This window comes from Chitinophaga ginsengisoli (assembly GCF_003014595.1).
In the GTDB taxonomy this organism is placed as follows: domain Bacteria; phylum Bacteroidota; class Bacteroidia; order Chitinophagales; family Chitinophagaceae; genus Chitinophaga; species Chitinophaga ginsengisoli.
Genome location: NZ_PYGK01000021.1, coordinates 51,338 through 76,180, shown reverse-complemented (window position 1 = coordinate 76,180; position 24,843 = coordinate 51,338). Strand labels below are relative to the sequence as shown.

Below are 24,843 nucleotides of genomic sequence, written 5' to 3'. Positions count from 1 at the left end.
TTAGCTTTTTTTGTTAACTAATACGTTGAATGTCAAATCATTTACTTCTATTTCAATACCTTCCTGTAATTCCGGCACTATTTCCAGACTATCTGCCAAAATTTCCGTGCAAATATAGTCATTATAGTTAATAATCGCCGATTTCAGGCTGTCTATTACTGCCACTTTAACGTGTATCCTGTCAGTCAGTTCGAAGTCACTATCCTTCCTGATCTTCTGTATACGGTTCACCAATTCACGGGCATTACCCTCATCCAGCAGCTCAGGTGTAATAGTAATATCAAGCGCTACCGTGAGGGCGCCTTTATTTGCGACTGTCCAACCGGGAATATCTTCTGAAATGATCTCTACGTCCGATAACTGTATAGGTAGTTGTTCATCTTCAACCTGAAGGATAAATTCTCCATTGCGTTCAAGGGATGCGATATCTGCTGCTGAGAATGCACTGATAGCTGCTGCAACGGCTTTCATCTTTGCCCCCATTTTTCCACCCAGGGACTTATAGTTCGGCTTGATCTTTTTCTTTATGAAACCTTCCGTTTCCGTAAGATAGTCAATACCTTTCACATTCACCTCACTTTTTATCAGGTCCTCTATTTTTTCCATTTGCTCTTTTATATGAGCATTTTGAACAGGTATTAATATCTTCTGTAACGGCTGGCGCACTTTAATGTTCACTTTCTTCCTCAGCGATAATACCAGTGAAGATACATCCTGTGCCAACTGCATCCTTTCCTCCAGGTCGGCATCTATCGCTGTTATTACGGCAACAGGGAAATTCATGTGGTGTACAGAAGCATCCGCATGGCGATTGCTCACACTATTAAGGTTGCCAAATAACCAATCTGCAAAGAACGGTGACACTGGTGCCATTAAACCGGCCAGTGTTTCGAGACACTCATACAAGGTCTGGTAAGCCGAGATCTTGTCATGAGCATACTCTCCCTTCCAGAAGCGGCGACGGCACAGGCGCACATACCAGTTACTCAGGTGCTCGTCAACAAAAGCCTGCACGGCCCTGCCCGCCTGGGTAGGCTCATAATCATTCAGATAACCTGTTACGTCTGTCACCAATGTGTTCAGCAAGGAAATGATCCAGCGGTCTATCTCCGGACGTTCCTTCAGCGGGATGTATGCCTCCTTGAAGTTGAAGCTGTCCAGGTTTGCATACATGGCGAAGAAATTATACGTATTGTACAGGGTGGAGAACAACTTACGCTGTACTTCACGGATGCCTTCAATATCAAACTTCATGCTATCCCATGGAGAAGCGTTGGTAACGAGGTACCACCGTGTTGCGTCCGCCCCAAATTGTTCCAGTGTAGCGAACGGATCCACAATATTACCCAGACGCTTACTCATCTTAACACCATTCTTATCCAGCACCAGTCCGTTTGATACAACCGTCTTATAAGCCACGCTGTCAAACAACATCGTTCCCAGGGCATGTAGGGTATAGAACCATCCACGTGTCTGATCAACACCTTCTGCAATGAAATCGGCCGGGAACCCCTTCGCAAACTCTTCTTTATTCTCGAATGGATAATGCCATTGCGCATAAGGCATCGCTCCACTATCAAACCATACGTCTATCAGGTCTGCTTCGCGGTGCATCAACTGGCCTTCATGGTCAAAGATGACATTATCAACCATTGGTTTATGCAGATCGATAGTCTCTAATACTTCCGCTGTTACTTCAACACAATATTCTTTTACGAAAGCTGTCAGGTACCAGTTAGCCAATCCAAGATCCACCAGGGTGATCTCTTCTTTCACGATCTTCTTTCTGATGGCATCGATATCCACAGTGAACATTTTCTGTTCAGTTTCACCTTTACCTTCATATTTAGCATTATGAGCAGCAATGCGTTTGCTCAGCTCACTTCCTTCATTCAGTACATCAGCTTTAAACGCATCCTTCTTATCGAAGAGGAGCGCACCCTGTAATTCAGCTTTTGCGCCCAGGCATTTCTGCACGGCAGCCTCTGGATCGTTCGCATCCTTATTAGCAACAGTACGCCATACAGGCAGCGGAGTACCCCAGAAACGGCTACGACTGAGGTTCCAGTCCACCATATTTTCCAGCCAGTTACCAAAGCGACCGGTACCTGTGCTGGCAGGTTTCCAGTTGATGGTTTTGTTCAATTCCACCATTTTCTCCTTGGCAGCAGTGGTACGGATGAACCAGGCATCCAGCGGATAATATAATACCGGCTTGTCAGTACGCCAACAATGTGGATAGGTGTGTTCGTATTTCTCTACTTTGAACGCCCGGTTTTCTTTCTTCAGCTTCACAGAGATGTCAACATCCACATCTTTATATTCCGGATCACTCTTATAATTTTTCACGTAGCGGCCGCCAAATTCGCCTACTTCATCCAGGAATTTACCCTGACGATCTACCAGCGTCATGATGCCGATACCGTATTTCTGTCCTACACGATAGTCATCCGCACCAAAAGCAGGAGCGGTATGTACGATACCAGTACCATCTTCTGTAGTCACAAAGTCTCCTAACAGCACGCGGAACGGATCACCTTCTTCCGGCTGCACATATGGCAACAATTGTTCATAGCGGATATTCTCCAGCTGGCTACCTCTGAACACAGAGAGGATCTGCCATGGAATGATCTTGTCTCCTTCTTTATAAGCAGCAAAATCACCGTCTTCACCTTCCTTCTTGAAGTATTTGCCGATCAGGTCTTTTGCCATTACAACAAAGACCGGCAGATGTGTATAAGGATTGAAGGTACGGATGAGGGTATATTCTATATTAGCGCCTACTGTCAGACCCAGATTGGATGGCAAAGTCCATGGAGTAGTGGTCCAGGCCATGAAGAACACTTCTGCTGCCGGATCAACTTTTCTGGCTGTTTCAAACAGGAAAGCAGATTTATCACCTTCCAGGGCTTTAAACATCGCCACCACGGTCGTGTCTTTCACTTCTTTATAACAACCTGGCATATTCAGCTCATGGGAGCTGAGACCAGTACCGGCAGCCGGTGAATACGGCTGGATACTGACACTTTTATATAACAGGTTTTTATTATAGAGTTCTTTCAGACACCACCAGAGACTTTCTATATAGTTGTTCTCGAAAGTAATATATGGAGATTGGAGGTCAACCCAGTAGCCCATCTTGCGGGTCAGGTCGTCCCATTTGTCTTTAAATTTTAATACTTCTGTACGACAGGCTTTATTATAGTCTTCAATAGAAATAGTTTTTCCTATCGCCTCTTTGGTGATACCGAGCATTTTTTCCACACCCAATTCCACAGGTAATCCATGGGTATCCCAACCGCCTTTACGTTTTACCTGGAAACCGCTCATTGTTTTATAGCGGCACACCAGATCTTTCAGGGTACGGGAAATAACATGGTGAATACCAGGCATACCATTCGCACTAGGCGGACCTTCATAAAATACGAAAGGAGTAGCGCCTTCGCGTAGGGACACGCTTTTCTCGAAGGCCTGGATCTTTTCCCAGTGCGCCAATATATCCTTTTCTATCTGCGGTAAATTCAGCTGGTTATATTCCTGATATTTGCTGGCCATAAAACAATTCTCCGCCCTTTGACGTTAATAAAATAAGTTGATTAAAATTCTGCAAAGTTACGGATTTTAGAGCAGCCTGGAAAAAGGCTTGCCCACTAAAAAAGTCAGATTTGCTTTAAATTGTGGTTTTTTTTGTATTTTTACCGGGCATTAGTTCGTTGCTAGCCTTTTTGGCATTGTTTTGGTAACTACGACGGAAGAAATAAGTTGAAAAACTTAACCCAATTGAAAAACCATATCTGATTATTTATGAAAAAGTTAGTATTAATAATTTGTGTGGCACTCATATCTTCCGGCACAACTTTTGCACAAAAGAAATCAGCAAAAAAAACAAAGAAGGTAGTTGCTAAAGAGGTTGTCGCTCCCGTAGCTGTAAAAGATGCGTTTCAGCAGAATTTTTCAGGCTCGGAAGCAAAGTGGTCAAAGAACTATAGCGGACATTGGGTCGCAAACTTTACAAAAGAAGACGTAAAGACGATGGCCGAATATGACGCAGATGGTAAATGGGTAGCTACCCGTAGTTCATATGCAGGTGACAGGATACCAGAAGCAGTATCCTCTACACTCAGATCAAAATATCCAAGCGCCACTATAAAGGATGGCTGGAAAATTGAAAGATCAGATGTAGCTGCATATTATAAGGTTAATATTCAGGATAACGGTGTTGAGAAAGTGGTGTTGATTAATGAAAATGGAACCGTTACAGAATAATAACCACATTAATTAGTATTTCATAGGTATAGGGATAAATAGGACAGACCCTGCTCTTTTGGGCGGGGTTTTCTTTTTTTGCACACTTTGATACCCCCACATTTCTTTCTCTATTTACTATTTCCAGTAACTAATCCTTCTCTATCTATCTGACATCTAGCAGGTTGGTTGTCGCTTTTTAATACATAATGTCATAGACAACTGTCTGACGTCCTGACAGGCAACGTACAGTGGTGATGTGGCTAACATCTTCTCTGCTTGTTCTCTGCTTGTTCTCTCAGGCAGCTCTGTACTTTTTGTATCAGATTGACGCCGGTGTTTGTTCGATGCTTGTTCGATGCTTGTTCGACGCTTGTTCGAATAGGGGTATTGTGTTAAAATAATATCAGGCGGTGGTCCAATATGGTTTGATGACGTCTTGGGACCGCGGGGACACGTATTCCATTTCCGTTCCCCAGGGTTGTCATCCCGCACTACAACGACAGGACTCATGATGGAGTCCTGGTGCCGCAAATGATTATCGTATTGTTAATGCGCTTTTACCATGTCCGGCTTCGGTAGAGATTTAGTAGAGGTTCAGTGGAGGCTATATCCTATAGGCTCTCTAGTCCTACATTACAGGCACTTTTCTATAGCCGTGGCTATAGGAAGTGCCTATAATGCTATAGTAATGGGCCTATAGGATATAGCCTCCACTAACCCTCTACCGAATCTTAAGCGAATAAATACACCGGGATACCTTCCAATATTGGGTAAGAGAAACGAATATTCTACAAAATGGGGGTACTGGCATATAGTTAATAAGGAACGAGGTTATATAAAACACAAACCGTCTCGTTTGAGACGAGACGGCTTTATGTAATTACGGTAGAAAGCTTACCTGGCAAAAACTGCACTTTTCCAAAAGGTCAAAATTGGGTGTCTGATGAGGTGCAAAAAAAATTAATGGCTTTACTCATTTTTGCCCAGTAAGCTCTCACCATGGTCAAATCTGATAAGGAAGCTTATAAGGAAGATCAGGATAAATATCTGCCGATCGTGATACAAAGAAACACCAATATTCCGGGGACCATTTGTGTATTCGGGAAAACAATTGATCAAATCGGGAAAAGTATGTGTCGTAAAAATGAATATTTTGATAATCAATCATTTACATCTCTTATTGGTCATCATTCGCGCCATTAACAAACCACAATAGGACTCCGTAGGAGTCCCCTTGTTTGTAGCGCGGGGTGATAACCCCGGGTTCATTTGTTTGTAGCGCGGGGTGATAACCCCGGGAAACGAAAATGGGCGCCCACGCGAAATTTGCAACGCGGGGCGTACCACCATGCCTCCGGACACCATTACCTCCCAATAAAAAATCCCGCTCTGACCAGAGCGGGATCGTTATATATAATAAGTTTGATTCTTAACAATTGACCTCTAACTACCTCAACAACAACTCACATGGTTTCAAACCTGTATGTTTCTTAAATGCTGTAGAAAAATGGGAAATACAGGAATATCCCATCAGGATCGCCACTTCGGAAACTGACATCCCTCTTTCATACAACAGGTTCTTCGCCTTCTCCATTCTTTCTTTCTGGAAATAATCATAGATGGTGGTGCCGTACATCGCCTTGAAACCTTTTTTCAGGTAACATTCGTTCATAGCAACCCGGCGGGCCAGATCACGGATGGTGATAGGCGCATCCAATTGTTCCAGTAATATATCCCTGGCTTTTTCTATCTTTTCGCGGTCTTCCAGTTGCGTCAGGAAACGGCAACCAAAGCGGTCGTCGGTGTCATTCTGAACAAACTGGTCTGAACTGAAGAGGAGGAGTTCCAGCGCTTTACTCTGGAGGAAGATGTTTTTAAGGGCGCCATCATAATTATGATGCACCATTTGCTCCAATACCTCTTTGGATTTGGTACTGGGCTGGATCGTTTTAACAAAAGGCTTGCGGGACTGCATGTCGAAAAGGGTAGAACTAGTAGCCCCTTTCTGCAGTGATTGTATGAAGGAAGGCTGGAAACGGACAGTGATCATGTCGATGGAAGGAGATTTCTGTACACAGTTATCTTTATGTCCATCCACACATACACGGTCAGTACAACCCGGATTCTGGCAATATTTATTGCCTGCCACACAATAGCGTAATTCGATAGCAGCAGTCTGCCCTCTTTTGGCCGGCTGATATACCACCATCGCCACATCCTCTACCGGCAACGGACGATCATACGTAAATCGCTGCAAAGTAAAATCGAGACAGTCCGGCACCGTAACGGCGTCGTCTTCTGCCAATAGCAGCTGATCGCTCATAGCGGGCTGCCGGATAGCCAATGATAATATGTCCTGTACCTCTTTCACGCCATTCGTTTTGTTAAATCCGTCACAAAAATAGGCATTCAAATTTTATTCAGAAACGTTTTGACATTCAGGTTACAAACGGAAAACGCCTAAAAAGTGTAGAAATCACATCTAATTTAATGAAAAATAGACACTTAACATTCATTGACAAGTTTCAATATTTTTTGGGGCGATGGTCAGCAGGAACTTCTTTCCAGACCGGGCAATTTCTTATAGGGGACTATTGGTATGAATTTCGTTTAATTGTATATGATGCAGAAAAGACCATTTATTCTACGGATCTGGAAAAAGGTAGTGCTATCAATAGCCATATTAATACTGTTGGTGCTTGGCACAGCGTGGTACATTGGGCAACGCTGGAATAAAGAGATCCAATGGCAGTTAAGGGCCTATATCCTCGACATGTCGGATAGCCTGTATACCCTGCGCTATTCGGATCTCCACCTGAATCCCATCACCGGCAGCCTTTCCCTGGAAAAGGTAAGCCTGATAAGAGATCCGGAGGTGTATAAGCGCCTGCAGAACGAACAAAGGGCGCCGAAGCTGATTTACAGCTTTACTGCCGACCATGTGTCTCTCAGCTACTTCAGGGCATGGCGTTATTTCATGAAAAAGGAACTTAATGCGAGCTCCCTGGTGTTTAGCAATCCCGTTGTCCTGCTGGAGTTGAACCTGCAGAACAAAGACACGACCGTCCGGAAAAATGCGTATCAGAATATCTCTTCAAAAATAAAATCACTCTATCTCGGTTCCCTCCAGCTGAATAATACTAATCTCAGGTACACTATCGTAAAACGGGATAGCAGCCTGGTAATAACACACCTGGAAAACCTGGGTATACAGGTAAATGACTTTCTGATAGATTCCGTGGCGCTGGAAGACCCAACCCGTTTCCTTTATGCCCGGAACTATGAATTCGCCCTGAAGGAATACCGGTACCGCACTCCGGATAGTCTTTATTGGATGCACGTGCAGGATGTACATTACAGCGCTGAGGAACAGACACTACGCATCGGCCAGTTTGCCGTAGAACCCCGGTACCCCCGGACAGAGTTTGATATCCGTTCCAAAACCCAGCGTGACCGCTTTGACGTAAAACTGAGTAATATAGAATTGGCCCGGCTGCAGCCACGCATGTTGCTGGAACACCAGGTGATATGGGCCGATAAGCTGACCATCAGTAACGGGATCCTGGATATCTATCATAACCGTAAACTGCCGGAGGCGCCTGGCAATAAACTAGGACAATACCCCAATCAGCTGTTCAAAAAACTGGCGATACCTATATATATAGATAGCCTGGTGGGGAAGAAAACTGATATTTCATACACAGAGATCAATCCGAAATCGGACGAAGCGGGTAAATTGAGCATCAAACAGGTGCATGGCCTATTCCGCAATGTGACCAATATAGACAGCATGATTGCGAAAAACAGCCATATCACGGCCGATCTTAACGCGATCCTGATGAATAGCGGGAAACTGAAGGTGCATTTTGACTTCTCTATGAGAGATACCCTGGGCGCATTCGGCGTCTCAGGACAGGTAAAAAGCATGGACGGGAAAGACCTGAATCCAGTATTGAAGCCATTGGCTATGGTACAAGTGAAATCGTGCGATATTGACGACCTGAGCTTCAGCATAACTGGCAATGAACGCAGGGCTTCCGGCCAGGTAAAATTCATTTACAGCAATCTGAAAGTGAATATTCTGAAAAAAGAGGAGGGTACGCATGAGTTCAAAAGGAAAGGGCTAATGAGTTTTCTGGCTAACGCGCTGATCATCAAGGATAGCAATCCGGACAACGGAGAAACCCGGCTGGCGCACCCTCATTATGAGCGGGACGCCAAAAAGTCTTTTTTTAACCTGGTTTGGAAAACCTTATTTACCGGTATAAAAGAGACCGCTTTGGGCGAAAATTCCCCTATCTGAAATATGTGGATATCAACGATTCAAAAAGCACCTCTTAAATATTGAAATAAGGCTCATTTTTCGTATTTTTGCACAATTCACGAGAATCCAATTCTAAACAGACTTTACACCCAAATATGAGCGAAGAAATAGCGCAAATAACTACACCTGCACAGGGAGGATATGACGCGGATAGTATACAGGTACTTGAGGGACTCGAAGCCGTGCGTAAACGCCCGGCGATGTACATCGGTGACATCGGCATAAAAGGACTTCACCACCTGGTGTACGAAGTGGTTGATAACTCGATAGATGAGGCACTGGCCGGTTATTGTAAAAATATTGAAGTAACGATCTGCGAGGACAACTCTATCCGTGTTGTGGATGATGGCCGTGGTATTCCTACAGGTATGAACACCAAAGAGGGCCGTTCCGCACTCGAGGTGGTAATGACCGTACTGCACGCCGGTGGTAAATTTGATAAGAATACATATAAGGTGTCCGGCGGTTTGCACGGGGTGGGTGTGAGTTGCGTAAACGCACTCAGTAACCTGTTACACGTAACAGTTCGCCGTGAGGGCAAACTGTTCGAACAGGAATACCAGCGTGGTGTTCCCCAGTACGCCGTACGTGAGATCGGTGAGGCTGATACTACAGGTACCACCGTTCATTTTAAGCCAGACGACGAGATCTTTAAAGACACAACTTATAACCGCGAGATCCTCGCAGGCCGTCTCCGTGAGCTGGCTTACCTGAACCGTAAGATCAAGATCACCCTGACCGACGACCGTGAAAAGGACGAAGCAGGTAATTCTATATCTGAAACCTTCTACAGCGAAGGCGGTATCGTCGAATTTGTACAGATGCTGGATCGTAGCGGCCGTCGTAACGGACTGCTGCCTGACCCGATCTTCGTGGAAACACACGATGCTTCCAGCAATGTAGCGGTGGAAGTAGCTGTAGTCTATAATGATTCCTTCAGTGAGAATATTTTCTCCTACGTAAATAATATCAATACCATTGAAGGTGGTACACACGTGTCCGGCTTCCGCCGTGCAATTACCCGCGTGTTCAAAAGCTATGGTGATAAGAACAAAATGTTCGAAAAGACCAAAATAGAGGTCACCGGTGACGACTTCCGTGAAGGTCTGAGCGCTATCATCAGCGTGAAAGTACCTGAACCACAGTTCGAAGGTCAGACCAAAACCAAACTGGGGAACTCTGACGTAATGGGTGTGGTGGACAGTTCTGTAGCTGCCGTACTGGAAGCTTATCTGGAAGAACACCCCCGTGAAGCCAAGATCATCATCAACAAGGTGGTACTGGCAGCACAAGCCCGCGAAGCCGCCCGTAAGGCGCGCCAGATGGTACAGCGTAAGAGCGTATTGAGTGGTAGCGGATTACCGGGTAAACTGGCTGACTGCTCTGAAAATGATCCTGAAAAATGTGAACTGTACCTCGTTGAGGGTGACTCCGCGGGTGGTACAGCAAAACAAGGCCGTAACCGTAGCTTCCAGGCTATCCTGCCACTGAGAGGTAAGATCCTCAACGTGGAAAAAGCCATGGAGCATAAGATATATGAGAACGAGGAGATCAAGAACATCTTCACCGCCCTTGGGGTAACCATTGGTACAGAAGAAGATGATAAGGCCCTCAACCTCTCCAAACTACGCTATCACAAGCTGATCATCATGACGGATGCTGACGTGGATGGTAGCCACATCGCCACACTGATCCTGACCTTTATATTCCGTTATATGAAGGCGATGGTGGAACAGGGTTATGTATACATTGCACAGCCGCCATTGTACCTGGTGAAAAAAGCCAAGGAACAGATCTACGCGTGGACAGAAGAAGATCGTAAAGCAGCTATCCTGAAAATAGCCAACGGTAAAGAAGACAGCGTAACGATCCAACGTTATAAAGGTCTTGGTGAGATGAACGCAGAACAGCTGTGGGAAACTACCATGAACCCCGATAACCGTACCTTAAAGCAGGTAACTATCGAAAGCGCTGCAGAAGCAGACCGCGTATTCAGTATGCTGATGGGTGATGAAGTACCTCCAAGAAGGGAATTCATCGAGTCACATGCAAAATATGCGAAGATCGACGCCTAATTTCAATTAACAACATGAGCGCAGGTACTAATTACCTGCTCCTATAAATAACTTAAAGCTGCGGAAAAATACATCCGCAGCTTTTTTATTTTCAGTTTATCCCCCATCAACTAGTCCACTTTAGAGCATTAACACTTAATCCTGGTCCTGAACGCCCGATTGCTGATTTTTTTATGTCTTTCATTTCCAGACACTTCTCTGTTTATTGTATCATAGCTGTTAAAAAACTTATAAATATTTTATTTAATTCATCAGAAAGTAACTAATTTGCAGTCCTATTTATCACTATACCTGAAGAAATTACCTATCCTATGAAACTCAATTCCCTCCTGGGATTCCTGTGTCTGTGTCTGATCGCTTTCACGTCTTGTGATAAGGAAGAAGTAGCTAAGGCATCCGGATCCTGCACTTTTAAATTTGACGGTAAATCTTTCTCCGCAAACACTTCCTACGGAGATGCTTTTGACACCACCGGCATAGGTAAGAAAGTACTGCTCATACAGGGTTTAACCGGCACCCTGAACAGCGCCATTGCAATTATGGTTGTTTTCCCCGACACATTAAAAACAGGCACCTTTACAGCAGCAGAACATGCCAATATCGTGTTCACTAACTCTGTATCAGGCGCCGAAGCTTATGAAAGTACCAGCGCTACAATAAAAATTACAAGCATAAATAGTAGATATGCCGAAGGCACATTCGACGGCATTTTAAACAATGGCGAAACAGAAAAGCCATTAACGGACGGAACATTTAGAGTAAACATTAATTGATCATCGTTTTTTTTGAAATCTTTTTCCATCGTGTCCTGCCTCTCAAGGCGGGACTTTTTTTTTTGGTTAATATCCGTCTATAGATAGTCAAGAATCATAAAAAGGTTAGCCCCATTCTGCTATTACATTTGAGTACACATCATTTTAAGTCATTTGCGCAGATGACGGGATAAGTTATTTAGAGAGGGGAATTCACAAAAACCAATATCTAATCTCGTTGTATGAAAAGAATCTTATTTAACCTGCTGGCATTGCTTGCGGGACTGCTGGTCTATTCCTCCATAAATGCACAGTCGCGGGGAATAGAAGGCACAGTGACCGATGAAAAAAAACAGCCAGTCAGTTTTGCTTCCATCATTATTAAAGGCACTTCAAAAGGGACAACTACCAAACAGGATGGATCATTTAAACTTGAAGTAGGCCCCGGGGCAACACTCCTTATACGTGCGGTAGGATACACTGTAAAAGAGATCCCGGTGGGCAGTGAGCAACATCTGGACATTACACTCGCAGAAAACGCCAGTGATCTGAATGAAGTCGTAGTAACTGCATTGGGTGTCAGGAAAGAAAAAAGGAATCTCACCTTCAGCGCACAGGAAGTAAAAAGCGATGAAATACTGCGGGCGAAAGAGCCAAATGTACTAAACGCGCTTACTGGTAAAGTAGCCGGTGTGCAGATCACCAGCTCCTCCGGTATGCCCGGTAGCTCTGCGCGTATCGTGATACGTGGTATTACTTCTATTTCCGGCGAAAACCAGGCATTGATCGTAATGGACGGTGTGCCCATCAACAATGATGAAAGCGGTGGTACTTACAATGGAGGTGCAGGTTCCAACAGACTGGCCGACATAGACCCTGCTACTATCGAAAACATCAACGTACTGAAAGGTGCTGCTGCTACTGCTTTATACGGTTCTGCCGGTGCACGTGGCGTTGTGCTCATTACCACCAAAAGAGGAGCTGCAGGCCGTAAACCGGTGCTGACATTGTCTTCCGGTCTTTCTTTTGAAAACACTATCTTCCCTGACAGGCAATATACCTATACACAAGGGAATAAAGGCGTATATGCTGATGGTGAGACCACCAAGATGAGTACATCCTGGGGACCGCGTATGGATACATTAACCATCAACGGACAAAAAGCTAAAGCTCACAATCCGCTGAAAGAATTTTTCCGCACAGGTGTTACCTCCAACAGCACTGTCAGTGTATCCGGTGGTAATGCTTCGTCCAATTATTTCATGTCCTATTCTTACTTTGATCAGAAAGGAACTATACCCAAAACATCTTATGCCCGCCATAGTGTATTCACTAAATACAGTACACAGATACTGGACAAACTGAATGCTACATTTCAATTGACCTACAGTACTGTCAAGAATAATAAAATGCCTGAAGGATATGGTCTGGAATCACCGCTGTGGACTGTATTTACTGCACCTGTATCATACGATCTGAAACCATATCTCAATCCTGATGGCTCACAACGTTTATACCGCAACAGCCGTAATAATCCATACTGGGTACTGGACAATGTGTTGAACTCCACAACTGTGAACAGATTCCTGCCGGTAGTTACTTTGGTATATTCGCCGTTTGACTGGTTATCTGTTACAGAAAGGGCAGGTGCTGATATCTATGCAGATCAGCAAAGCTATCACGTGAACATGAAAGATATTACATACAGTGGTGGTCTGACTTATAGCAACAACAAAAACTTCAGACAGTTCAACCACGACTTCATTGTACAACTGAAGAAACAGTTCGGCGCCAAAACCAATACCAGTCTGCTGTTAGGAAACAACGTTTATTCTGAGCACAATGACTACATGACCGCACTGGGCCTTGGCCTTGCAAAAGCAGGTTATTACAATATGGCGAGTGCCTCTTCTGTAACTTATACAGAATCACAAACCCTGCGCAGGAAAGTTGGTTTTTATGCACAGGCAGAAGTAGACTATGCCCGCATGCTGGTATTGTCACTCACAGGAAGATATGATGGAAGCTCTGTATTATCTTCTGAAAATACATACTACCCATACGGCTCCATAGCCGGCGGATTTATCTTCTCAGAATTATTCCATGATAAGCTGAAAGACGTCATTCCATTTGGTAAGATAAGAGCATCATATGCTTCTGTGGGTAATGATAACGTGAAGCCGTACGCTACTACTACTCCTTATTACCAGGCGATTATTTATGGTGATGTAAGCAGTAATCTCACATTTCCTTATAATGGACAGAACGGTTTCCTGGTTAGTTCTGCATTAGGCAATCCGAATCTGAAAAATGAATTACAGAAAGAATTTGAACTGGGACTGGAAACGAAATTACTGAACAACAGGATAGGGCTGGAAGCTTCTTATTTCGACAGACGTATGTCGCAAGGTATCGTAGAAAACATCTCACTGGCTAATTCCACCGGATATGCCAGCACTACCATCAATTCTGCGAAGATGTCTACAAAAGGAATTGAAGTGTTATTAACACTTACTCCTGTAAGAACAAAGGATTTTAACTGGGACGTAACAGTGAACTATACCAAGCTTAAACAGAAAGTTGAGCACATCGGCGGTGGACTGACACAAACAAGTATTGGTAGTATCTATGCAAAGGAAGGCGAACCATGGGGCCTTATATATGGTACCAAATACGCACGCACAGCTGATGGCCAGTTGCGCATCAATGATGCAGGCCTACCTTATGCTTCCGGCGATTTCGATGTAGTAGGTAATATTACACCAAAATGGATAGGAGGTATTACCAACCAGCTGCGTTACAAACAATTTGGTCTGAGCTTCTTCTTTGATACAAAACAAGGTGGGGATATACTGAACTCTGATGATGGTTATGGCCTGTATTATGGTACTGCCGTTGCTACAGCAAAGAGAGAAGACAGGGTAGTACCCGGTGTGAGCGACGTAACAGGCGCACCTAACAAAGTATCTGTTACAGGACAAAGTTACTTCCAGCAGATCAGCGGTATCACAGAAGCTGCGATACAGAATGCATCATATATCAAACTGCGTAACGTAAGTCTTTCTTATACACTTAGCAAAGGTTCGCACAGAATGCCTTTCAGAGATGCATCTATCGTCTTAACAGGTCGTAACCTATGGATACATAAAGACGCCAGCTTTAGCGGCGGTGATCCGGAAGTGAATTCATGGGGCGCTGGTAACGGCGGATTGGGTGTTTACACATTCTCTGCTCCTACTTCCCGGTCATTTGACTGTACGTTAAAATTCACCTTCTAGTAAATCATTGCTATATGAAAAGATCGTTCATTAATATATGCATGCTGGCGGTTATCACGTTGTCAGGATGTAAGAAATATCTCGATGTCAATCAGAACTCAAATGTACCTTCAGACGTCTCTGAAAACTTATTGCTGGCGCCTTTGGAGGCAGGCGTTTCCCAATACATAGCAGCAGGTAATGCAGCCAGTCTTGTCAACCAGTGGATGCAGAACTGCGTGCCTAATCAGCCTTTGCCTAATACAGTGAACTACATGGTGACCAGCTCCACGTTTGATGACTTCTGGAACTCACACTATGTAGTAGTATTGAACAACCTCAGCATACTCAACAAGCAGGCTACCGCCAATGGTAACCTCATGTATGCAGGTATTGCAAAAGTACTGACAGCTTATACCCTGGGCTCAGCCACAGACCTGTGGGGAGATATACCCTACTCTAAGGCATTCTCCGGAACAGGCAATACAACACCGGCATATGATAAACAGGAAGATATTTATAAATCGATCCAGTCATTGCTCGATGATGCCATCACACAACTGAACTCAGGTACAGGTGCTACTCCCCGTGCAGATGATTATTACTATGCAGGAGATATGGCAAAATGGGTAAAGATGGCTTATACATTGAAGGCGCGTTATTATATGCACCTTACAAAAGCGCCGGGGTATAATGCAACGACGCAGGCCAATCTTGCACTAACAGCATTATCCAACGGGATGACCGGCAACGATGATGATTGTGCATTCAGCTACAATGGCACTTCTACCTCATCTAATGCATGGTACCTGCACTTCTATAATACATCTACCCTGGTACTCTCTTCATACTACGTAGATTCGCTGAAAAAGCACAATGATCCGCGTTTACCTTACCTGGTCAGTAAAGCAGAAAATACTGGCTTATATACAGGTAATGTGATCGGTGCAGGCGCAGGTAATCTGAAAGACTTTTCAGTAGCAGGTAGTTTTTATGGTGGTATTTCATCCAAGGTATATATAGTGAATGCAGCAGAAGCATTGTTCCTGAAAGCGGAAGCAACGTACATCACTGCCGGATATGCGGCCGCACAACCAGTATTCCGGCAGGCTGTTGCAGGCAATCTGCTGAAACTGGGTGTTGATACTACTGGTGCTGCTGCACAAACATTTTTGTCAAATAGAGGAGTATTGACTGCAGGCAATGCATTACAGCTGATCATTGAAGAGAAAAATACAGCAAACTTCTTTTCTACCGAAAACTATGTAGACTGGCGTCGTACAGGTTATCCAATCTTAAAGATGATCACTAACAACCAGGTAACAAGTTTACCCCGCAGGTTCCTGTATCCTTTGAATGAGATCACTGCGAATCCACAGGAACTACAGAAAGCAAAACTGACGGACAAAGTATGGTGGGATAATTAAACATCACTATAAAAAGGAAAGGGAGCCACACATCAAGTGAGCTCCCTTTTTTATTATGCTACAGGTTATTATTTGATAAAGAAGACTGCTCTTACTTCAGCGCGTACTTTTATCTTTTTGAAAGAAGATGCATCTGCTGATTCAGCGTTAGCGGAACGTGCAAAGCTATTAGCGGCGAATACAACTGGCTGAACATCTGAATAGTTGTCGGTATTGATCTCCTGTACTTCCAGTACACCATCAATTGTATTACCGATAGCTTCCAGCATATAAGTTGCTTTTGCCTTTGCAGCCTGTAATGCTTTGGTCTTTACCTGCTTGCGGTAATCTTCCATTTTGCTGTGGGTATAGCTGCTGATATTTACGCTTTCAATACCTTCAGCATCTACTGCACCCAGGATATCATTTACTTTATCCAGGTTGCTGAGTTTCAAACGATACTGCTTACGCGCCATGAAATCAGGATCCTTCTTCTTTTTGCTCCACCAATTGTCATAGTTGGTACCGAATACATTGGCGATAGTAAGATCGGATGCCGGAATACCTGCTTCTTTCACTGCTTTCTGCAACTGGATTTCCAGTGTGGTCATTTCCACTTTTACTCCTTTATTCTTATACTCGCGCAGCGCGATATCAAGATAGATCTCATCTGGTGTGATCTCGATTTCTGCGGAGCCTGTTACTTCGATCTTTTTAACAGGGGGCTTGTTGTCTGTCTGCTGCGCCTGGCTTAATGATGCTACGAATAATCCTGCCAGTAAAAACATTACCTTTTTCATACTGTTGTGATTTGATGTTAATTGAATGTTATGGTTTCCGTTGTTTGACTATATGATGCTACTCTATATCATGATTCCATAAAAGGGGTAAAATATTTTCCGGAATACCAGCATACAATACTTTACGATAAATGATATATCGGTCATGAGCCTGTAACGTTTCAGGTCTCTATATGTTACACAGATTATTTTTTTTATCTTACTGACGCCTATAATCCTATGAAAACACTATTCCAACTTTTTACTGGATTATCATGGCTGTTATTGTCCAACTTATCATTATCCGCGCAGTTACAAACCCCGTACATATTGAATGGTTCAGCTACCCAGCAGTCATGCAACTGCTATGTGCTGACTGAAGATGTGATGAATGCGAGCGGTACTGCGTGGAATAAAAACAAGATCAGCCTGAATAATTCTTTTGATTATTACTTTGATGTAAATCTTGGCTGCAAGGACCAGACGGGCGCAGACGGGATTGCTTTTATACTACAGACGCAGGGCACCAATCTTGGGGCAACAGGTCGGGGAATCGGGTTTCAGAATATCAGCCCTTCACTCGGGGTACTGATAGATACCTGGCAGAATGCATCTGACGGAGACCCTCCATTTGACCATGTATCTATTCAGATGAATGGCGATATCTCCCATCTCACTTCCAATAACCTGGCAGGGCCTGTGACAGCGCTGGACGGCAACGACAATATCGAAGACTGCAGCTGGCATATTTTCCGGATCAAATGGGATGTCACCACCAAACTGCTGGAAGTAAGCATTGATGGTGCACTACGCGTCTCCGTACAAAAAGATCTGGTAGCTGATATATTTGGCGGAGAACCAATGGTATACTGGGGGTTTGGCTCTGCTACCGGTGGAAGCGCCAACAAACAGCAATTCTGTGCTGCCCTCAGGCCTCAGTTACGATTTGATAATCACCAGTTATTTTGTGAGGGCGCCCCTATTGTATTTGGTGATGATTCCAAATCATTTGGCTCCATTACCCGCCGCCTATGGGATTTTGGCGATGGTACTACCTCTGCTGACGCCAATCCACCACCACATCTCTATACCAAACCAGGAAAGTACGAAGTCCGTTTAGTGATTGAAGATAACGGCGGCTGCATTTCAGATACCATGAAACAGGATGTGACCATCGGTACTTATCCACAAACTGACTTTACGATCGATCAGTTGTGCACCGACCGTTCCGTTACTGTTACCAATAAAACAACACTAGGCGTAGGCACCATCCGGCAATGGGACTGGGATTTCGGCAATGGACAGATATCGGCTGCGCAACAACCTTCTATAACATATACTGACACAGGCACTTATAAGATAAAGCTTCAGGCCACCTCTGCCCAAGGCTGCAGCACCAGTATGCAAAAGGCAAGCAAGGTATATCCCACGCCGCGCATCAGCGCTACGGGAGAGAATGCCTGTATTGGTCAGCCTATTAGCTTTACCGGCACTGATGAGACACCCCTGGTACCTTTGTTACAATGGTATTGGGATTTCGGTAACGGACAGCAGCAAAGCGGGCAGCAGCTCAACTACATCTATCCTGCAGGAGGTGCCTATCAGGCTGCATTACATGTGGCAAGTACTGATGGCTGTCTTTCTGATACATCTTATGTACCTGTTAATATCACTGATATCAACCTGTTTGCTGGCAATGATACCCTCGCCGCCCGCGGTGAGCCCTTACAGCTGAATGCCCGGACCAACGGGAGCGGCCTTCAGTTTACATGGTCGCCCACCACAGGACTCACAGATCCCGGTATAGCTGATCCCGTCGCCTACCTTCAACAGGACCAGGTCTATCACCTTACTGTGACTTCGTCTGAAGGTTGTGTTGAAATAGATACCCTAAACGTGAAAGTTTATGCCGGTCCGGACTTCTATGTACCCACGGCATTTTCGCCCAATAATGACGGTCGTAATGATGTTTTCCGGGCCATCTCACCCGGTGTATCCCAGCTGGATTTTTTCTGTGTATGGAGCAGATGGGGACAGGAGGTATTCAGAACACAATCTCTTTTTGCTACCTGGGATGGCAATTTCAAAGGAACGCCCCTGCCGGCAGGCACATATGTCTGGATGATACAGGGAACGGATTACAAGGGCAGATTATTCAGCAGAAGAGGAACTGTAACAATAGTCAGATAAAACAGGAAAGGCGCGAAATACTTCGCGCCTTTCCTGTTTTATGATCTTCACTCACATTCTTAATCATTCCTTGCATCTTCCATCGCTTTCAGGAAATCATACAGGTCACTCATTGACCTGATACGATCTGCCACCAGCATGAAATTCTTCCCTACCTGCTTCAGCTTCGCATTATTCACTCTCGTTTGCAGATAAGTGAGGATATGATTAAATGTCGGTGATTCGAAGTATGGAGAATCCGGGTTGTTGATAAAATAACAACGCAGTGTCTCGTCTTTCAGCATCATCTTTTCAAAGCCCAGCTTGATCGCCATCCAACGACAACGGATCATACAGAGCAGGTCTTTTACAGGCTCCGGCACTGGTCCGAAACGGTCCTGCAATTCTGCTTCAAACGCCTGGAGTTTACTTTCAATGATAATATTATCCAGTTCCTGGTACAGGTTCAGACGTTCCTGTATGCTTTCCACATAGCTGTCAGGGATCAGTATTTCGAGGTCCGTATCGATCGTACAATCACTTACGAAATCCTTCTTCTCTTCCAGTTGTTCCTTGAAGAGATCGCGGAATTCATTCTGTTTCAGTTCACGGATCGCCTCATCCAGGATCTTCTGATACATATCAAATCCAATCTCTGCCATAAAACCACTCTGCTCACCACCCAACAGGTTACCGGCACCACGGATGTCCAGGTCACGCATAGCGATCTGGAAGCCGCTACCTAGCTCACTGTGTTGTTCCAACGTCTGCAATCTTTTACGGCTATCGGCAGGCAGTGTGCTCATAGGAGGCGCCAGCAGATAACAGAAAGCCTTTTTATTGCTACGGCCTACTCGTCCACGCAACTGATGCAGATCACTTAATCCGAAGTGGTGTGCGTTATTGATGATGATGGTATTTGCGTTTGGAATGTCCACACCGCTTTCCACGATGTTGGTACATACCAGTACATCATATTTCCTGTCAATAAAATCGAGGATCACTTCTTCCAGCTGATGGCCTTCCATCTGTCCATGCGCAGTGGCAACAGAAAGATCAGGACACAACCCTTTTATGAGGCTGCTCATTTCACCTAATCCTTTCACCCTGTTGTACACGAAATACACCTGGCCACCACGCTCTGTTTCATAGTAGATCGCATCGCGGATCAGGTCATGATCAAATACATGCACTTCCGTTTCTATGGGCTGCCTGTTAGGCGGTGGTGTATTGATCACAGACAGGTCACGGGCGCCCATCAGCGAGAATTGCAACGTTCTTGGAATTGGTGTGGCGGTTAGCGTCAGCGTATCCACATTCACTTTCAGCTGCTTCAGCTTTTCCTTGGCAGATACACCGAACTTCTGTTCTTCATCCACCACCAGCACACCGAGGTCCTTGAACTTCACTTCTTTCCCCAGTAGTGCATGGGTGCCAATGATGATATCAATCTTTCCTTCTGCAAGTTTCTGGAGGGTTTCTTTTTTCTCTTTCGCCGACTTGAAACGGTTTAGATAATCCACTGTACAAGGGAAGTCTTTCAGACGGTCTGCAAAGGTCTTATAGTGCTGGAATGCCAGGATCGTAGTAGGCACCAGTACAGCAGCCTGTTTACCATCCACGATGGATTTAAAGGCAGCACGGATGGCGATCTCTGTTTTACCAAAGCCTACATCACCACATACAAGGCGGTCCATCGGCGAAGGCGATTCCATATCCCTTTTCACATCGGCTGTAGCCTTGCTCTGGTCAGGTGTATCTTCATATAGGAAAGAAGCTTCCAGCTCTGTTTGCAGGTAAGTATCCATTGTATGCGCAAACCCTTGCTGGGCCTTACGGGCAGCATAGAGCCTGATCAGGTCTTTCGCGATATCTTTTACCTGCGTCTTCGCTTTCTCTTTCAGCTTATCCCATGCATCACTACCCAGTTTATTCACACGTGGTTCCACACCCTCCTTACCTGAGTATTTGCTGATCTTATGCAGGGAGTTGATGTTTACATACAGCAGGTCGTTGTTCTTGTAAATAATGCGGATCGCTTCCTGCATTTTACCACCTACCTCAATCTTCTGTAAACCGCTGTACATACCCACACCATGATCAATATGCGTCACAAAATCGCCTGACTGCAGTTCGCGCAGGGTTTTCATGGTGATCGCCTTATTCTTGTTGTATGCCTGCTTTACCTTGTATTTATGGTAACGCTGGAAGATCTGGTGATCGGTATAACATACCAGTTTCAGCGTATGGTCTATGAAACCATGGCTGACGGGAGTCGGGATGGGATAGAATGTAAAATCTGCCTTCAGATCTTCAAAGATGCTGCGCAGCCTTTCCAGCTGGCGGGCATTCTCGGCAAAGATGAACAGGGAATACTTATTCTTGTTGTGCGCATCCAGGTCTTTGATCAGCATTTCAAACTGCCTGTTAAAGACCGGTTGCTCCTGTGTTTCGAAGTTGAGCGGAGTAAAGGGACGGTTCGTTTCTTCCCACCACTGGCGGTTGCTGAACACAACACAATGCCTGCGCAAAAGTTCCTGCATCAGCGGATGTGCTTTTACGAAATCAGCTTCTCCCAGCTCTATCTTCTCATCGTCGCCTACCTTTACCGGCTGACCGGTTTGCAGGAATGCATCCAGCTTTTCTTCCAGCTGCAGCACCACATCCTGTACATAACCGGGGTCTTTCATCCAGACGATGGTATTCTCGGGCAGGAACTCCAGCAGAGAGGTCTTCTGGTGATTCAGGCCCTGCGTATCCATATTGGCTATGAGGGTCACCTGTGTCAGCTTGCGTTCGCTCAGCTGCGATTCCGGATCAAAAAGACGGATAGAGTCAATGTCTTCACCGAACAGTTCAATACGGTAAGGTTTCTCATTACCAAAGGAATAGATATCGAGGATGCCCCCGCGGACAGCATACTGTCCCGGTTCATACACGAAGTCGGTATATTCAAAACCCCAGCTAACGAGTTGCTCCAGCAATCCGTCCACTTTCAGCACGTCCCCGACCTTCAGTTGTATCATATTGTTGCTGAAGGCCACGGAGGCGGCCACCTTTTCCCAGAGCGCTTCCGGGTAGGTCACCAGGATCTTTTTATGTACAGCCTGTCCGGAGAACTTCATGAGCGCTTCCGTACGCAGCATGCTATGACTGCTGTTGATTTCGTTAAAGTAGCCGGCTTTTTTGAAAGAGTCCGGGAAGTAGAAGATATCCAGCGCCTGACTTAATGACTCCAGGTCATTATGGAAGTAGGCCGCCTCTTCCTTGTCGTTAAGAATGAAAAGATGATTCACGGAATTGGCCAGCTCCCACGCTCCCGCTGCTATAAATGTGGTGGCACTTCCGGTTAGTCCTGTTAATTGAAAATACTGTGGATCGGACAAATGTATCCCTTTCACCAGCTGTTGCAGGCGGGAATCTCGCTGGTACAGTTGTAAAACAGCCTGTATATTCATGAGGGTTGCAAAGATACGGAATTACTGCATTTGTCCAGCGCCACTCATACTCCTCGAGGCTAGCGGGCTATGGACAATTTTGGTTATATTTAGTATAAATTCCACACAAATGCTGGACCAATGGTATAAAGGGCAGGTAACCCGTATCGTACAGGAAACGCATAATACACGCCGGTTCTGGATACAGATCCCCGAAAAGGAGCAATTCGATTTCAAGGCTGGTCAGTTTGTCACCCTCGACCTCCCCATACATGAACAAAAGAACAAGCGCTGGCGCAGCTATTCCATTGCTTCCCCGCCCGATGGCACCAATACCATCGAACTGGTCATTGTATTGCTGGAAGGTGGCGCAGGCACTACTTATCTGTTCAATGAGATCACCGAGGGTAGCGAGCTGATACTAAAGGGACCGCTGGGACATTTTACGCTACCGGAACAACTGGACAAGGACCTGTTCTTCATCTGCACCGGTACCGGTATTGCTCCCTTCCGGTCGATGGCCCAGTATATCAAGGCGCACGATCTGGCACATCCGCCCATCCATCTCATTTATGGTTGCCGGCAGCAATGTGATCTGCTCTATGCATCAGAAATGTGTCAACTGGAGCAGGAACTGATTGATTTTCATTATATACCCACCCTTTCCCGGGAAGACAATCTATGGACCGGGCGCAAGGGGTATGTGCACCTGATCTATGAAGAGCTGGCCCGCAAGCAGCCCGCCCATTTCTTTTTATGTGGCTGGAAGGCAATGATAGATGAAGCTAAACAGCGGATACTGGCTATGGGGTATGACAGGCATGATATCCACCAGGAGCTGTATGGCTAACCTACATATCACTATATATCTTAATAAAAAAGGCTCCCACCGCTGGTGAGAGCCTTTTTCTATGATGTTTTTATTTTCTATTCGTTGATCTTATTCAGCACGATCTCTTTCACTTTGTCCATTGGCACCCTTTCCTGCTCCATACTGTCGCGGTAACGGATGGTAACGGTGTTATCTTCTTTGGTCTGATGATCGATCGTTACGCAGAATGGTGTACCGATGGCATCCTGACGGCGGTAGCGCTTACCGATGGCATCTTTCTCCTCATAGAAGCAGTAGAACGAAGATTTGCATTTATCCATCAGTTCCTTCGCTAATTCAGGTAAACCGTCTTTTTTAGTGAGCGGGAAGATCGCCAGTTGAACAGGCGCCAGCTTTGCCGGGAATCTCATCACCACACGGCTGTCTTCTTTTCCATCTTTACTCAGGTCTTCCTCAGCGTAAGCATTGCAAACTGTCAGCAGGAACATACGGTCCAGACCAATAGAAGTTTCTATCACATATGGGATATAATTCTGATTGGTTTCTGTATCAAAGTACTGGATCTTCTTCTTGCTGTATTCCTGGTGGCTCTTCAGGTCAAAGTCAGTACGGGAGTGGATACCTTCCACCTCTTTGAAACCGATCGGGAAGTCAAATTCGATATCCACAGCAGCATCAGCATAGTGCGCCAGCTTTACGTGATCGTGATAACGGTATTTTTCCGGAGATGTACCCAGGCTGAGATGCCATTTCAGACGCTCTTCCTTCCAGTAGGCATACCATTCTTTCTGGGTGCCAGGGCGGATGAAGAACTGCATCTCCATTTGTTCAAACTCACGCATACGGAATATGAACTGACGGGCTACGATTTCATTACGGAAAGCCTTACCCACCTGTGCGATACCAAAAGGTATCTTCATACGGCCGGTTTTCTGTACGTTCAGGAAGTTTACAAAAATACCCTGGGCAGTTTCCGGGCGCAGATATATTTCACTTGCCTCATCGGTCACACTTCCCAACTGGGTAGAGAACATCAGGTTGAACTGACGAACGTCTGTCCAGTTAACAGTGCCACTTACGGAACACTTGATCTTATTATCTTCTATCAGCTTTTTGAGTCCTGCAAAGTCATTGTCCTTAAGCAGGTTATCCATCTGCTCAATTAACGCATCACCTGCTTCTTTGGACAAGGTTTCAGCATGGCCTTCTATGAGATGATCTACACGGTAACGTTTCTTGCTGTCTTTATTGTCGATCATTGGATCACTGAAGTTGTCAACGTGACCAGATGCCTTCCAGGTAGTAGGATGCATAAAAATGGCAGCATCTATCCCGACGATATTCTCATGCATCTGGGTCATGCTCTTCCACCAATAGTCGCGGATATTCTTCTTCAACTGAGCTCCGTTCTGGCCATAGTCATATACTGCACTTAAGCCGTCGTATATTTCACTGGACTGGAACACGAAGCCATATTCTTTACAATGCGAGATGATCGCCTGGAATTTGTTCTGATCTGTAGCCATAGTGGCGCAAATATAATAAGGGTTTTCGGATTTAAAGA

General features: G+C 45.1%; 13 protein-coding genes. 8 read left to right on the top strand and 5 right to left on the bottom strand.

The window, feature by feature from the left end:
• Entirely contained in the window at nucleotides 1–3,555 is a 3,555-nt protein-coding gene (ileS, locus tag CLV42_RS31170) for an isoleucine--tRNA ligase (protein WP_106605859.1), read from the bottom strand.
• Nucleotides 3,556–3,804: 249 nt separating this feature from the next.
• Here ileS and CLV42_RS31165 point away from each other — a divergent pair, with 249 nt between their 5' ends.
• Nucleotides 3,805–4,266 carry a PepSY-like domain-containing protein gene (locus tag CLV42_RS31165; RefSeq protein WP_106605858.1) on the top strand — a complete coding sequence of 154 codons (462 nt, stop codon included), beginning with the start codon at nucleotides 3,805–3,807 and terminating at the stop codon, nucleotides 4,264–4,266.
• Between the two features lie 1,429 nt (nucleotides 4,267–5,695).
• Here CLV42_RS31165 and CLV42_RS31155 read toward each other — a convergent pair.
• Nucleotides 5,696–6,619, bottom strand: a complete 924-nt coding sequence (locus CLV42_RS31155; protein ID WP_146154533.1) for a helix-turn-helix domain-containing protein — start codon at nucleotides 6,617–6,619, stop codon at nucleotides 5,696–5,698.
• A 252-nt stretch (nucleotides 6,620–6,871) separates the two neighbouring features.
• Here CLV42_RS31155 and CLV42_RS31145 point away from each other — a divergent pair, with 252 nt between their 5' ends.
• The 5 genes from CLV42_RS31145 (at nucleotide 6,872) to CLV42_RS31125 (ending at nucleotide 16,083) form a co-directional block, all read left to right on the top strand.
• Nucleotides 6,872–8,551: an AsmA family protein gene (locus CLV42_RS31145; protein WP_146154532.1), complete on the top strand. Its 1,680-nt coding sequence runs from the start codon at nucleotides 6,872–6,874 to the stop codon at nucleotides 8,549–8,551.
• Between the two features lie 116 nt (nucleotides 8,552–8,667).
• Nucleotides 8,668–10,647, top strand: a complete 1,980-nt coding sequence (gyrB, locus tag CLV42_RS31140) for a DNA topoisomerase (ATP-hydrolyzing) subunit B (RefSeq protein WP_106605853.1) — start codon at nucleotides 8,668–8,670, stop codon at nucleotides 10,645–10,647.
• 311 nt (nucleotides 10,648–10,958) lie between these two features.
• Nucleotides 10,959–11,420, top strand: a complete 462-nt coding sequence (locus CLV42_RS31135) for a hypothetical protein (RefSeq protein ID WP_106605852.1) — start codon at nucleotides 10,959–10,961, stop codon at nucleotides 11,418–11,420.
• Nucleotides 11,421–11,641: 221 nt separating this feature from the next.
• A complete protein-coding gene (locus tag CLV42_RS31130; protein WP_106605851.1) occupies nucleotides 11,642–14,677 on the top strand; it encodes a SusC/RagA family TonB-linked outer membrane protein in 3,036 nt (1,011 codons plus the stop codon).
• A gap of 14 nt (nucleotides 14,678–14,691) precedes the next feature.
• Nucleotides 14,692–16,083 (top strand): SusD/RagB family nutrient-binding outer membrane lipoprotein, encoded by a 1,392-nt coding sequence (locus CLV42_RS31125; protein WP_106605850.1) that lies wholly within the window; start codon nucleotides 14,692–14,694, stop codon nucleotides 16,081–16,083.
• A 68-nt stretch (nucleotides 16,084–16,151) separates the two neighbouring features.
• On the opposite strand, the gene CLV42_RS31120 is transcribed toward CLV42_RS31125, so the two are convergent.
• Entirely contained in the window at nucleotides 16,152–16,862 is a 711-nt protein-coding gene (locus tag CLV42_RS31120) for an SIMPL domain-containing protein (RefSeq protein WP_106605849.1), read from the bottom strand.
• A gap of 219 nt (nucleotides 16,863–17,081) precedes the next feature.
• On the opposite strand from CLV42_RS31120, the gene CLV42_RS31115 reads away from it, so the two are divergent.
• Complete coding sequence (locus CLV42_RS31115; protein WP_106605848.1) at nucleotides 17,082–19,031, top strand: lectin-like domain-containing protein; 1,950 nt, start codon at nucleotides 17,082–17,084, stop codon at nucleotides 19,029–19,031.
• A gap of 59 nt (nucleotides 19,032–19,090) precedes the next feature.
• On the opposite strand, the gene mfd is transcribed toward CLV42_RS31115, so the two are convergent.
• Nucleotides 19,091–22,468, bottom strand: coding sequence for a transcription-repair coupling factor (mfd, locus tag CLV42_RS31110; protein ID WP_106605847.1), 3,378 nt, complete (start codon nucleotides 22,466–22,468; stop codon nucleotides 19,091–19,093).
• Between the two features lie 109 nt (nucleotides 22,469–22,577).
• On the opposite strand from mfd, the gene CLV42_RS31105 reads away from it, so the two are divergent.
• Nucleotides 22,578–23,297: a ferredoxin--NADP reductase gene (locus tag CLV42_RS31105; RefSeq protein ID WP_106605846.1), complete on the top strand. Its 720-nt coding sequence runs from the start codon at nucleotides 22,578–22,580 to the stop codon at nucleotides 23,295–23,297.
• A 77-nt stretch (nucleotides 23,298–23,374) separates the two neighbouring features.
• On the opposite strand, the gene CLV42_RS31100 is transcribed toward CLV42_RS31105, so the two are convergent.
• Nucleotides 23,375–24,805 carry a glycine--tRNA ligase gene (locus CLV42_RS31100; protein WP_106605845.1) on the bottom strand — a complete coding sequence of 477 codons (1,431 nt, stop codon included), beginning with the start codon at nucleotides 24,803–24,805 and terminating at the stop codon, nucleotides 23,375–23,377.
• Between the last annotated feature and the right edge of the window lie 38 nt (nucleotides 24,806–24,843).

Bases quoted from the DNA above. Each gene is read 5' to 3' on its own strand.
- CLV42_RS31145 (WP_146154532.1), top strand. From the start codon at position 6,872: ATGCAGAAAAGACCATTTATTCTACGGATCTGGAAAAAGGTAGTGCTA.
- CLV42_RS31120 (WP_106605849.1), bottom strand. From the start codon at position 16,862: ATGAAAAAGGTAATGTTTTTACTGGCAGGATTATTCGTAGCATCATTA.
- CLV42_RS31135 (WP_106605852.1), top strand. From the start codon at position 10,959: ATGAAACTCAATTCCCTCCTGGGATTCCTGTGTCTGTGTCTGATCGCT.
- CLV42_RS31125 (WP_106605850.1), top strand. From the start codon at position 14,692: ATGAAAAGATCGTTCATTAATATATGCATGCTGGCGGTTATCACGTTG.
- CLV42_RS31100 (WP_106605845.1), bottom strand. From the start codon at position 24,805: ATGGCTACAGATCAGAACAAATTCCAGGCGATCATCTCGCATTGTAAA.
- CLV42_RS31130 (WP_106605851.1), top strand. From the start codon at position 11,642: ATGAAAAGAATCTTATTTAACCTGCTGGCATTGCTTGCGGGACTGCTG.
- CLV42_RS31105 (WP_106605846.1), top strand. From the start codon at position 22,578: ATGCTGGACCAATGGTATAAAGGGCAGGTAACCCGTATCGTACAGGAA.
- gyrB (WP_106605853.1), top strand. From the start codon at position 8,668: ATGAGCGAAGAAATAGCGCAAATAACTACACCTGCACAGGGAGGATAT.
- CLV42_RS31115 (WP_106605848.1), top strand. From the start codon at position 17,082: ATGAAAACACTATTCCAACTTTTTACTGGATTATCATGGCTGTTATTG.
- mfd (WP_106605847.1), bottom strand. From the start codon at position 22,468: ATGAATATACAGGCTGTTTTACAACTGTACCAGCGAGATTCCCGCCTG.
- CLV42_RS31165 (WP_106605858.1), top strand. From the start codon at position 3,805: ATGAAAAAGTTAGTATTAATAATTTGTGTGGCACTCATATCTTCCGGC.
- ileS (WP_106605859.1), bottom strand. From the start codon at position 3,555: ATGGCCAGCAAATATCAGGAATATAACCAGCTGAATTTACCGCAGATA.